Origin of the sequence: Paenibacillus yanchengensis, assembly GCF_042684845.1 — a bacterium.
GTDB classification, from domain to species: Bacteria; Bacillota; Bacilli; order Paenibacillales; family Paenibacillaceae; genus Pristimantibacillus; species Pristimantibacillus yanchengensis.
Genome location: NZ_JBHUMH010000006.1, coordinates 111172 through 124520, shown reverse-complemented (window position 1 = coordinate 124520; position 13349 = coordinate 111172). Strand labels below are relative to the sequence as shown.

General features: G+C 36.8%; 7 protein-coding genes and 2 pseudogenes. 4 read left to right on the top strand and 5 right to left on the bottom strand.

What is annotated here, in order from left to right; translation table 11 throughout:
* Positions 1-487: 487 nt before the first annotated feature.
* On the bottom strand, positions 488-1234 hold the full coding sequence (locus tag ACFSTH_RS01245) for an alpha-L-fucosidase (RefSeq protein WP_377769330.1): 747 nt from the start codon (positions 1232-1234) through the stop codon (positions 488-490).
* 237 nt (positions 1235-1471) lie between these two features.
* Between ACFSTH_RS01245 and ACFSTH_RS01240 the strand changes: the two are divergent.
* The 4 genes and pseudogenes from ACFSTH_RS01240 to ACFSTH_RS01225 all read left to right on the top strand — a co-directional run.
* Positions 1472-1699: pseudogene (locus ACFSTH_RS01240) on the top strand (response regulator); the annotation flags it as partial.
* Positions 1676-1781 (top strand): annotated as a pseudogene (locus ACFSTH_RS01235) (DNA-binding response regulator); the annotation flags it as partial. The pseudogenes ACFSTH_RS01240 and ACFSTH_RS01235, both read left to right, overlap by 24 nt.
* Complete coding sequence (locus ACFSTH_RS01230; protein WP_377793572.1) at positions 1754-2107, top strand: winged helix-turn-helix domain-containing protein; 354 nt, start codon at positions 1754-1756, stop codon at positions 2105-2107. The pseudogene ACFSTH_RS01235 and the gene ACFSTH_RS01230, both read left to right, overlap by 28 nt.
* On the top strand, positions 2104-3519 hold the full coding sequence (locus tag ACFSTH_RS01225; RefSeq protein ID WP_377769242.1) for a sensor histidine kinase: 1416 nt from the start codon (positions 2104-2106) through the stop codon (positions 3517-3519). The genes ACFSTH_RS01230 and ACFSTH_RS01225 overlap by 4 nt, the downstream gene beginning before the upstream one ends.
* Before the next feature lie 30 nt (positions 3520-3549).
* Here the strand turns inward: ACFSTH_RS01225 and ACFSTH_RS01220 are convergent, their stop codons facing one another.
* The 4 genes from ACFSTH_RS01220 to ACFSTH_RS01205 form a co-directional block, all read right to left on the bottom strand.
* Positions 3550-3981, bottom strand: coding sequence for a VOC family protein (locus ACFSTH_RS01220; protein ID WP_377769243.1), 432 nt, complete (start codon positions 3979-3981; stop codon positions 3550-3552).
* Between the two features lie 240 nt (positions 3982-4221).
* Positions 4222-4986 carry a MerR family transcriptional regulator gene (locus ACFSTH_RS01215; RefSeq protein WP_377769244.1) on the bottom strand — a complete coding sequence of 255 codons (765 nt, stop codon included), beginning with the start codon at positions 4984-4986 and terminating at the stop codon, positions 4222-4224.
* The gene (locus ACFSTH_RS01210) at positions 4961-5887 is read right to left on the bottom strand and encodes a DUF2268 domain-containing protein (RefSeq protein WP_377769332.1); all 927 of its coding nucleotides are present in this window, start codon (positions 5885-5887) and stop codon (positions 4961-4963) included. Before ACFSTH_RS01210 ends, ACFSTH_RS01215 begins: the two co-directional genes overlap by 26 nt.
* A gap of 184 nt (positions 5888-6071) precedes the next feature.
* On the bottom strand, positions 6072-12995 hold the full coding sequence (locus ACFSTH_RS01205; protein WP_377769245.1) for a LamG-like jellyroll fold domain-containing protein: 6924 nt from the start codon (positions 12993-12995) through the stop codon (positions 6072-6074).
* Positions 12996-13349: the final 354 nt, after the last annotated feature.

Below are 13349 nucleotides of genomic sequence, written 5' to 3'. Positions count from 1 at the left end.
ATTGAGTCATGATGAATCCCTCCATTGAATGTCGTCTCGACAACTTCATTCTAAAGGAAATAATTCATCATGGCTCTTCTTATTTTCTTCCAGATGCATTTTACACAATTATATGGACTTTACTGATGACAAGACACAACAGGATAAGTTTGTATGAAAAGTCGTATAAACGACCATCTGAAACTGTTAAAGTGTAACCTTTGTATGAAATATCGTATAAACAGGTCGTGAGCAGGCGCTTCGAATCTAAGCTTTATACGAAATATCGTATAAACGGTCATGAACAGACCCTTCGAGTATAGGATTTATACGAAATATCGTATAAAAGGACATAAACAGAATCTAACATCCGTCCAGTGTAAGCACAACAAAGATGATTCGCCCCAAAAGTCAGCCTCTACGCTGTAACCTTTGGGATGCGGCATAATTAGCCAATGCTGCCGCTACGAATCATCACTTTTATTAGACCAGCTCTATTTTCAACGTATTAACGATAGTCGCTACTATTCCACACTGTTTTTTCTTCCGTATACGGTTTGGAACTAGCCAGTGTATCTCCTTCACCAAACACTTTCCACGGACGGGTACCGTAGATCGCTTCCCCATTAATGGCAAACCAAATAGCTAATTGTTCTAATATATATTTCGCTTCATCATCAATCGTACCATCCGGTCTTTGCAAAATATTTAAGACCATATTACCGTTTTTGGCTACGATATCGACTAGCATTTCAATAATTTGATCTACTTGCTTATATTTCTGTGATGCGTCATAAAACCAATTACCGATGCATGTGTCGGTATGCCAAGGCTTGTCCGCAATACCTGGTAGCTGACTTTTTTCAATATCCAAAATACCTACATTATAAATTTCTGCTCGTTTATCCTTCTGCAAATATACTGCTTGATTGCTACCATTGTGCTGGATCGACTTATTATAATAATATGCCAACATATCCAAACCAACTTGATAGGATGCATCTCCCGCAGTAACAGCAGGACGATACTCTTGCTCCGCTTCCCAACTATCTTGATGCGATCCGAAAGGTAGCACACCATCGCTATATAACAATTCTGGCTGAAATTCATCAATCATCTCTTTTACCGCCGCTAACCAATACGCCTGAAATTGTTCATTCTCTGTATACCAGGGACCTGTTTCATTTATTCTATCTTTTGTATGTTCATAATTATTTGTACTTTTTTGCTGCTTGCTTCCATCGTTTACATATATCTTGTTCTGGTCCGATTTCTATGGAATTAAAGCGATTTACTTAGTTTGATGCTATTTAGTTCGATATGATACTACATTCTTCACTCGTTAATATACAATATATTTCTCGCTTTATTATTGCTATGATGAATTATAATAAAGATAATGTAGCTTCTATCTATAAGGGGGAAGGTGTGATCTATCATTAATAAGATCTTAATTATAGATGATGAACCAGAAATTCGTCATCTGATTCGCATGCATTTGGAACAAGCGGAGCTACAAGTTATCGAAGCCAGTTCAGGGAATCAAGCAATTCATCTTTTGCAACAATTTACCGTTGAGTTATTAATATTAGATCTTATGATGGTCGATGGAAATGGCTTTGAAGTACTGCATTATTTGCGTGAAGAAAACATCGATGTATTAGTTATTGCGCTTAGTGCAAGGCGAGAAGTGCAAGACAAAATCGTGACACTCGGACTAGGTGCAGATGATTATGTAACCAAACCGTTTAGTCCTGTCGAATTAGTTGCCCGTGTGCAAGCACAATTACGAAGACACCGTCCACCTTCGGCTCATCCTGCTAAAGTGTTACGTTTAAACAAATTAGTGCTAGATATCGATAACTTTATTTTGCGAAATGACGGAAAATCTTTTCCTGTAACACCCGTAGAATGCAGGCTTCTAGAAACGTTTATGCAAAATCCAGACCGTATTTTAACGAAACGTGAAATATACAAACAAGTATGGAATCACGAAAATTTTGATGCGAATAATTTAAGTGTATTTATAAGTAGAATTCGAAATATTCTTGAACCACCGGGAAGCACCGCTCATTATCTGCATAGCGTTCGTGGCATCGGTTATCGATTCTCAGGAGATGGTCAATGAAAAGCCAAACAAAACTTTGGTTACTGATGATAATAAGTGCAACGATGAGTATTCTTCTGTTTTTCCCGCTTAGCCTACTTATAGGAAATATTGGAGTCAATGGTTATGATCTGAAAAGTTTAAATACTATTTCGCAAGAATTACTAACTACGATAGAAGAGCAGCAAGCTTTTCAAGCAACAGAAGTAGCAACCCTACTTGATCATGCTCATCAAAGCCATCCAAGTATCCGCTTTGAATGGATTGGAGCTAATGGAGCAACGATTTATGATACCTTGGGGGAAAATAACCACTATACTTTTAAGCAACTTGCAGATCGGCTACTTTATATGCCCCAAAATTTATGGGGAGATGATGATCCGATTACACTTACTTATTCTATCAACTATGCTAATCAGCCTTATTACCTATTATTAGGTTTGTCTAGTGATGCTATGAAACAAGGTCAAATTTATTTCTTTATGCGTACGTTTAAAGTAATGTTTACTTTTATGCTACCGTTACTTGTTGCCTTCTTCATTCCATATCTTCTATCGCTCTGGTTTTTCTATCCTATGAACAGACGAATTAATAGAGTCAATTACGCAATGGGACAACTTAACCTGCAAAGTGAAATCATCATACTAAAAGATACGAAAAAAGATGAACTAGGACAGCTCACTACACATTATAACGAAATGGCGCACCGTATTTTAAGTCAAGCTGATCAGATCAAACAATTCGATACGAGACGCAAACTATTGTTATCCAATCTTTCCCATGATTTACGTACCCCTTTGACGATGATTTTGGGTTATGCTGAAACGATTCGTACTGGAATGTATAAAGATGAGCAAGAATTGCAAATGTATGCAAAAATATTACTACAACAATCTCGTTATATGGATAAACTTTTGGATCAATTGTTAGATATTACTCGGCAAGACGAAGGTAATTTAAAACTACATTTTGCATGGCATCCTATTACTGAATTAATGCGCAAAGTAGCTGCTGATTACGTTATGTTTCTCGATGGTCAGAACTTCACTTTTGAAGTGGATATACCTGATGAAGATATACTTATTTGGATGGATGCACCATTAATAGAACGGGCAATACGCAATTTACTAGACAATGCGATGCGCTACGGATCAGATGGTCAATATCTGGAGATTGGACTTACGGATCAAGACGATTACCTGGTTATTATCGTTGCAGATAAGGGGCGCGGAATTCCTCAACAAGAACAAACGCATATTTTCGAGCGGTTTTATCGCGTAGACGATAGTCGGCAAGGCGAGGGACTTGGCATTGGATTAGCGATTGTCAAAGAAATTGTTACGCTCCATCACGGATCGATCAGCGTAACAAGTCACCCATTTAAACAAACAGTGTTTACAATACAATTGCCAAAGAGCCAGCATGAACAATAGTGCTGACTCTTGTTTTCTATTTTCCAATCGCTATTCTAACTTCTCCCCACGCTCCGCTCGTAATTGCAAGGAATCCGGATTCATTTGCATAAATTCTATTCTATTACCATCTGGATCAGTTGCCCAACATTGATAATTTCGATCTACCCCTTGCGTCGGCTCAACATCTAACGTTATTCCTTGCTCTTTCAAGTGGCTAGCAATAGCCTGAATATCCGTTACTTCCAAACATAAATGCGAGTATCCAATTGGTTTCTCTACTTTCTCGGGAATGTTTTTTCCATCATAAAATAGTTCAATATATTGCCCCGCTCGTACTTTCAAGTACACGATCCATGGCTCTTTAGTTTTGGGATGGGGTATTTCAAACATCTTTTCAAACCCTAAAACTTGACAGTAAAAATGTAAAGACTGTTCCATATCTTTGACAACAAACGCAACATGACCAATTCCTTTAATCATTTCGTAGCACCTGCTTTCATATATTCACTATGTCTCTCCTTTACTATCAATATAGATGGAAATATGGGTACGTCTATACTTTAGTATGTACAGTGCAGTAACTATATTTCTTCTACTACTTTAAGTACCTTTCCAATTCTTCTATCTTTCCCTTTTGTTTTTTGGAAGGTTTCTCTCTATCATATTTCTTCCAATAGTCTAATAATTTTTCAGTTAATTCAACTAGTTTTATCTCTACCATTAAACTTCCCGTTCAACATAATGCATGACAACTGTATAAATAAATTCTACTACATCTTCTTCACTATATTGGTTAATATAATTTTTAAATCGTGTATCGTATTTATATGTTTTGGCAATACAAACTAGCAGCTCCGCATCACAAACCATAAATTGTTTCAGATAGCTTTTCCATTCGACGATTAATTGCTGTACTTCTTCAGAGTCTGGAGCTTGGTTCATCGCGTTGGCTATTTTTCGAAATATGGATTCCATGCTCTGTTCAAATTCAGCAAAATAAGTTGCTCGTTGTTCTGCTGTTAACTTGTTGATGTTGCTTGTAAACTGTTGATAACTTTCTGTTTCACTATATAAATAACTTGCTTCCTGTGCATATTGTTGTTGCAATGGCAGTACAGAAGACTCTTTGAATATTTGTAAATTGTAAATATCCGTTCCTGCTATATATTCTTGCAAGGATGTTATCATCATTGCTAGCTTTTGTTGTTGTAACTGCAATGTTTGGCTATGCTTTTCTAATACCTGTTTCTGCTCGTGCTTAGCAAGCTTCACAATATCTGCAATTTCTTTTAAAGAAAAACCTATTTCCTTTAAAAATAGTATCGTTTGTAATTTTTCCAAACTGCTATAGTCATAGTAGCGATACCCGTTTTCAGCCAACTGAGTAGGCTTAAACAAATCGATTCGATCGTAATAATGTAACGTGCGTGGTGTGATTCCTGTAATTTGCACCATATCTTTAACAGCTAATAACCGTCTCTTCATCCCAAAATCCCTTTACTTCATTTAATATTTGATTAGCTGGTGTTATAGTAGCTTCAACAATTGTTTTACCTGTTTTTTGCAAATAGTATTGAATTAAATAATAGCCACAAGCGTATCCTGCACAGTAAGGCAAATCAACTGGTTCATAATTTTGCAACTTTGCTATCTCATCGCCATAGAGGTAAGGAGTGATATGATCTAATCCCGTTACGTACAACTTCTCTTTCAACACAGGTTTAATATGCTTATTCAATGTTTCGGCTGATGTTTTTGCTACCCAAGGACCTAGTAACTGCTTCCCATATAGTGAAGTAGCAAAGTTTTCAGCTAATCCTTCGCTAACAATTAACTCTCCTAAAGTAACAGTATGATCCCATCTAATAAATTGATACCTCACATTATGATTACATTCGTGCGCTAATGCTGCTTTCACCCGAGCTATTGTATAGTCATTTGGCACAATTGTACACCATATATATCCTGGAATGCCGCCATCCCCACTGTATCCCTCACTTAGCATTAAAACAGGACTTGCTGGATTTCCTAATTGAATCGTAAACAAATAATCAGATACTGGCAAGTTTATACCTTGTTCAATGAACAATTGTAAGCTGTTCTTTACAGCTTGTTCACACGATAACCAAAACGAATCTGATGAAATGAGTGCTATCTCTCTTTCGATTTCCTCCGTAATTTGCTCTGGTGAACGATTCATCATACTATTTAGCATCAGAACATCAAACCCTTGTGGTTCATCAGCTTTGAATGGAATTTGTTGAATTTGCCACTTTTTCATAAACGGAGCTAACATTTCATTTCTAAATAACTCTACCTTTTCTGTAGCTGAAGCTTGTGCAACTTTACGATAAATATGATCGGAACGCAATACGGTGATCTGCATCATTCCCACTCCTTTTTTTATTATAGTCAAAACTATGCACTATGACCTAACGTCATAGTCAAGCAGCTTCGCGTAATATTATTATTAATACATATGTTATAGATGTAAGCATTCGAAAATAAAAAAAACAAGAGCTCCATTATTCCATACGGAACATTAGAGCCCTTGTTAGCTTTACATCGATTTATCGTTGAAACAATTTATACAATACTACTGCTGTTTGTGCTCTTGTTGTGTAACCTTTCGGATCAATGTTTTTTCCTGTACCAATTATGATACCTTCCTTGACCAAAGCGGATACACTATCTATTGCGTATGCCGCTACAGCTGCACCGTCAGCAAAAGATGCCAAATCTTGTGCAATTCCTTGCTCGACTTCCTTATTAGCTGCTTTCAATGCTCTAGACACAAGAACCATCATTTCTTGTCTACTTATTTCGGTATTTGGCTTAAATTTATTCTCTCCGACACCTTGAGCAAGCCCTAATGATTTAGCTATCGCTATCTGCTCGTAATAATGAGCTCCCTTACTAATATCTGCAAAGTTCCCATTGCTGTCACCCTGCAATCCAAGCGTATCTACTAGAAGTTTTAAGAAATCCGCTCTCGTAATATTATCTTCTGGTGAGAATGTTGTCTCTGTCGTTCCGTTTATTATTCCTCTTGATGCTAATATGGAGATAGATTTTTCAGCCCAACTAACTGATGCTGTATCTGAAAACTGTTTCTTTACAAAACCAATAGCATAAGTAGCATTCGCTGCACCAGTGACACTCACTTTACCAGTAGCTGGATCATACTTTCCGTTAGGAACGATGTGCAATGTACCATCTGCATTTACTTTATAGACGATAATATGCTCATAATCTTCTTTTTCAGTCGTTGTTGCGTCATAATTAAATGCTAATTTCATATCTGCTTGTGAAGTAGTAGTACCCGTAAGCACACCTACATCTATGACAGGTCTATCACCGATAATAGTTTTGGCATCTTCCTGCAAGACAGTCTTACTCTTCCTTAGAATAATATTAATGTTACCGTCCTCATCTGCTTTCAGATTATGAATCGTTTCGTTAGTTAGAGTAACACTACCCAAACTTGATTGTATAACTAGAGCAATATTTTCCTCGCTTGCTTGCATGATTTGTAGAGGTATAGAGATATTAAGTTGGTTTTGATTTTCTTCTGTTTCGATAGTCAAAACTACTTGTTTACTACCGTCTGATCCAGCTCTAGCTGTTTCTATAGCAGAATCCATTATTTCTTCCGTTACATCCACCAATACATTTCCATCTTCATCTGTAGTTATATCTGGATTAACTAGCTCACCCTTTGGTATTTCTGACTCTGATGGTTTTTCAGGCATGGATGGAATATAAGGCGGTGGAGTTAATACATTATCTTTTTCCTTCACGCTCACATCAAAAGTAGCCTCTTTGTCCCGATACCTTATAGTGATTTTCTTAGTACCAACAGTAGTACTATCGAAACCTGTAACTGTATAATTTTCGATTATGCTCTCACTATTATCTGAATAAATAGCTTTCACCATCAATCCCGCTACATCCAATTTTTCACCAATGTTGTACTTAACTTTTGTAGGCAGTTTATCTATTCTTATAGCATCTAGTTTTGTTTGCCCTGTTTCTGAGTAGCTGTTGAACCTTTCAACTACAAAATCATTAGATATCGGAACATTATAAAATATAATTTCATCCATAATACCTTTGAATAGTCTCGTCGGTTCACCACCTGCCCCATTCTTATAAGCACCTATAAACATAGCATTATGGTTTTTCGGTTGAACTATACCTACTTCACTTGCTTCATCGACCATCCGTCCATTTAAGAAAAGCTTAAATTGATCTCCTTCTCGAACTAATGCAAAATGATTCCATTCATTTAAACCAACTTTGTGACTGTCACTATCCAATTCCAATGTTATCTTGCCAGAATCATCACTAATAAGATACTTCAATTTGCCATCTTCATCGAGATATAAATTCCAGCGATACGTCCAGCCATACGTCGGATGAAAATCTTGCTGTTGACCAATAATCGTTTGCTCTTCTGTAATGTTATCCGGCTTAAACCAACCATCAATAGAGAATACATCCATTTTATCAACGACACTCGCAATATCTACATATGTTTGATTGCCATCAAAAAGTAATGCATTATCTTTGACACCTGCCATCCTTGATGGAAAATCTCCCGATATTGTGCCATTTGTTTGTGGCAGTTGATGAATTTGGTCGGTTGCTATTTTACCTTGTTTCTCATCAAAGCCAAAATGTCTCAAATATCCATGCGTAAATTTCGCCTTGCTATTAGTAGCAATAGTATTGGCATTCACCGAAATATCTTTTATATTATTTACGACAATTTCGTGCTCCATAAATGGAATAATCTTATTTGCTACAGTTAATGTGACTGTTATTCCATCCGCTCCAAGCTGAACAGCTGTAACACTGTTACCTTCTACTGCATAATTTGCTAACGTTTCTGCAGAGGTGTTTGAAACTTTTTCACTGAACACAACATGTAACGTATAGTCTGAGATTGCTTTAACCGATTCAATTGTAGGAGAAATATTATCTTTTTCTGTTGATACAAATAACGGTACACTCTTTTGCCCATAAACCGTATGGTGCACAGGTACAATCTCGTACGAATATTCGCTACCTTCCGTTACATTTGTGTCAACATATTTAGTTTCAAATACTTTATCTGTATAAATGCCGTTTCTATACACATTATAGTCTTTCACCTGATTACCATTAACACTAACGGCATCCCATGAAATTGTAATTTGTTGCTCCGTTCGTGAAGCTACCCGCACATGTTCTGGCGCTTTAATCTCAACTGTCATTTGCTCCGGTACTTGTTTTGGATCATACACGGTATACCATGCGTAACTATTCGGCTCCATCACTACATCGATTTCTATGTTGCCATTAGAGTCTATTGCATATTCCTTACCATTGATATCACCCTGACTTACGACTGCTTTCCTATCTGTAGCTACTCCTGCAACCTCACTAATCTCAGGAGCTATAGGGTAATAATAATCAACAGGTGGCCAAGCACCATATTTCGGCATTTGCTCATAATGAGAATCCTTCATCGGTGCCGGTGGCATTTTCTGATCAGTCAAGCCCGTATAATACAGTGGAACGGTAACTTTTTTCGTTACCTTTTCTCCCGTTTGATTATAGAGGACAACCATCCCTTTTTGCTTTGACTGGGCACTTGTATGAATAATACCGTCTATATCATCAGTCAATTGATTATTACTTCCCGCTTTAAATCTAGGCGGTGCGATATGCACAACATCACCATTTAATATTTCTTTATAGGTATTGAAGTAGTTACCCCAATAGCTCATCACATTTTTGGACATGTCACTATCATACAATGATGGTCCTCTAAACGATCCGGCAATACCACTCATAAAGTTGAGTGCAACAATATAGTCGTAATCTTTAATCTTTTTATCAAATGGCATAAATGTAGCAGCGTCACCACCACCATGATATTGTGAGAATGGTACTAATGTCCAACCCATTGAAGGTGTTTTCGCATAGGTTCCATGATACGCAATCATACGACCATAGATTAATTGCTCTAATCTCGGCTGGCTAAAAGCAATTTCCTCATATCCCATTACTCCTTTATTAGCACCAGTTAAATAATTCCAGTCAGGAGCATTAATATATACATTCCTCTCTCTTAAATCCTGATTAAACTTTTTAGTCGCTTTTTCCCATTGCTTCACGATGGAACTATACTTCTCTTCCTCATTAGCACCAAAACATGCCGAGTTAGGATATATCCCATCTATTTCAATCGATTTTAACCCTGTTTCATCAATAAATTTTAATACATCAGCATACCATTTCTCGGCTGTCTGGGATGTCATACATCTCATATTTCCCCAAACTCCACTATATCCTTCGCCGGCAGGTTGGTCTCCTCGAGCTACCATCATCACATAAGAACCCATCATCATCTCTTTTTCTTTGGCATAGTCATAAATATCTTTGTAATAGTCAATATTGCCCTTACTTACGTTTTCAATATTTACTCCTGATCCAAAAGATGAAATGATCATATCAAAGCCGACTTCTGACGCCTTATCAATTTCCGTCTTTATGACAGCTGCGTTATTGGATACTAAGTGAAAAATAGTTGGATTATCACCTATTTGTGGAAATAACGTTCTGTACATTTTTTTGACTTCCATCATCTTCCACTCATAATAATCAACACTGTGGAACAACTCATAAACTCGATAACCATTAAACGTAGTATTATTTGTTAGCCTATAGTTTGGATTAAATGTAGCATACTCATCTGTACCATATTGACTAGTCATCAACACGGACGTGTCATTTAAATCCGCATACTTGGTCGTATTATGTCTACCATTATTTCTGGAATGATTGCTGTTTCCACTATTAAATTCTGATTCAACATAAAGCATCTCTTGTTTTTGCTTTGATATTGGTAAAGCTTCTACAATAATTTTCTGAATTACAACATCTGCTTCGCCATTATTAGTCACAGCTATTTTTTTACTAATGACAGGTATACCATCATAGATTTCATATCTAACTTGAATCGATATTCCCTTGTATTTATTAGCAAAATCATCTCCAGCTTTGTAAGTAACGATAAGCGCCTTACCCTTAGCTGGCCATGGTAAATCCTTCATACTGGGATCTGATATTTTCGGGTCATATGTCCAGTTAAACAGTTTTTCTGTACTATTTTCCACCTTGTGGCTATCATATTTAAATGTGTTTGCTGAATCCCCCTTACCACCAATATTAAACTGCTCACCATCTAAAACTACTAGTGCATCCGCTTGCAAATGCTGTTCATCGAGCAAACTAATCTCTGTGAATGTATTGGAATAGTTTATAGTCATAAAATTGTCTTGTAATGAAAACTCCCGTTTTACTAATCCATTACTCAACACTACACTTTCCTCATCTGCTTCCACTTTGGAAGGAATAGTGACAGGATTAAGTACCCAATAATCTAAACTGCTATTTTCTGCATTCCCTACAGCGCTTTGCTTTATCGAATAAGTATATATTGTTTCGAGATTTCCAACTAGATCCGTATTTTTAACGGCATTTTGAGGGATGGTTAACATATAATCTTCTCCAGCGCTCAGCTTATTATTTAACGTAATTAATAGATTCGTTAGGATAGTAGAGCTCTCTGATGCTGCTATAACCGGGGTAATGCCTACTTTTCCCGATGAAGTTCCAACTAGTGATATATCCGAAAAATTCTCTCCCGCTTCTAACGCCATATTGTACTCGACCACTAATTTACTTGTATTCTCATCTAGTAGCGAAGCTGCACTCGGTGTAACCTTAATAACTTCAGGTGGAATTCTCCCTGCCGCATCTTCTGCAATTTTATTAATCTGATCTTCACTAAGTGCATGATTAAATACTTTAACTTCATCCATTCTACCTTTAAAGGAATGACCTGGGAATATATCTGTACCGTCAGCGTTCCATCCAGCTCCTAATAGTAAATCCATTTCGTTTACAGATAAATCAACATCAGGGGTTTGACCTTCCTTAATTAATTTTCCATTTAAATACATTTTTAAACTAGCTCCATCTCTAGTAACTGCTACATGATTCCATACATCGAATGGAAATGCTTTAGGCTCACTTCCCATCCATGTACCACTAATTGTGTCATTCTGACGAAGTGAAAATTCTACACTACCTGTGTTTCTGATCGTAAAATAAAATGCATGATTAGCGACCGTAGTTTTATCTCTGCCGAATATTTTATTAAGTGAGTTCCCTCCACCAGGATCGATATTTACCCATGCAGCTAACGTAAGATTTTTATTAAAATCCGGTTTCCCTAAATTTACATGAGTCTTACTACCATCAAACTTAAGTGAGTTTCCGTATATGCCATTTTCTAAAGTATAGGTACCATTAATTTTATAATTTTTTTGGTCTACTTCATTCGTGATTTCTCCTGTTGCAGTTACTTCATCCATCTTAAAATGTATAATCGGGTCTCCTGGATCTATCACTTGCTTCATAGAGAAGTTAATTTGATAGCTCTGCTTCGTCCCGTCTTCTGCTATAACTCCTATTGACGCTATTCCCGGAATTTCTGTTGCCTGTACTAAATTTACTGTAGCTTCACTAAATGTAGGAGTTGCTGTTACTGTCGGTACTGTCGTAGTTCCTTCAGCTAATTTGATATCATACGACGTTGTACCTGCATTAAAATCACCTATTGGCTCTCCAGCCAGCAATATTTCTCGTAAGGAAGCGTCACTGCTTTGTTGTTTACCAGCAAGCTTAATAATTTCTTTATCTGATAAAGCAACATCATACACTTTCACTTCATCAAGGAGACCTTTGAACATGTGATTAGCAAATGGCGCTGTTGCTGTTTGATTCCAACCGGCTCCGATTAATAAATCTGTAGCATTCCAAGCTTTATCAAAACTTTCTGTAGCTGTCCGCGCCACCTCTATTCCATCTATATAGATAATTTGAAAATCTTTATTAGCAGTAACCGCTACATGCGTCCACGTTTCAGGAGTAATGGTATTTGTTTCATCCGCCGGTAACCAAGTAGCAATTTGGCTTTCCAATAATCCTTTTGCTTTTCTAACGTATAGTGATATTTCACTATCTGCTGCAACACCCGTTCTAGCCCTAGAAATTATCTTAGAAAGCGCATTAGCATTACCATCTATGTTTATCCATGCCGCAACGGTAACCTCATCTTTCACTTGATATTCTTTGCCCAAATTAATATAGTTCGTAGTACCATCTAATCTCAGCGCTTGTCCGAAATGTTCCGATCCACTTTCTATAGTCGTACTAGCACCCGCTACTGCAAACAATTGATTATCTGCTTTATTTGTAACCTTCTCATCCGTCAGCATTTCCATATCTAAGTCAATAATCGGTGTAGGACTAGTTACCTCAGTTTCTTGGTTGCTAAAAGTATCATTCAATGATTCCTCTGCCATTACACTAATTGGCATCGTAAATATCATTATCACTACTAGTAATACTGAAACAAACTTCTTTATATTTTTCACGTTCAATTCCTCCTCATTTTAAATATGTAGGTGATTTAGAACTCTTTATTCCTCACAACTCTATTTTCAAAAAAATTCTTCCCCTTCCTTTCACCATAATGTCGATCATAAACTAGTGCTTGAGATACGTACTGATTTAACAAGAATGTAGCGCTTTCATTTATGCACACGTTAATTGTATGCGCATTCATAATCTTTGTATTTGCACAATTTCGACTAAGTCTGTGGACTTTTTTACTAGACCTAGTAGTATTGACATAGTGAAATATAAATTTGTAGTTCTTAATAATTATCAGATAAAACTTTAGTCGCTATCTCCTCATGCAGTAATTATAAATGTAACAAAAGAGGTCG

Coding starts and splice junctions, on each gene's coding strand:
- ACFSTH_RS01225 (WP_377769242.1), top strand. CDS start 2,104: ATGAAAAGCCAAACAAAACTTTGGTTACTGATGATAATAAGTGCAACG.
- ACFSTH_RS01220 (WP_377769243.1), bottom strand. CDS start 3,981: ATGATTAAAGGAATTGGTCATGTTGCGTTTGTTGTCAAAGATATGGAA.
- ACFSTH_RS01215 (WP_377769244.1), bottom strand. CDS start 4,986: ATGAAGAGACGGTTATTAGCTGTTAAAGATATGGTGCAAATTACAGGA.
- ACFSTH_RS01210 (WP_377769332.1), bottom strand. CDS start 5,887: ATGCAGATCACCGTATTGCGTTCCGATCATATTTATCGTAAAGTTGCA.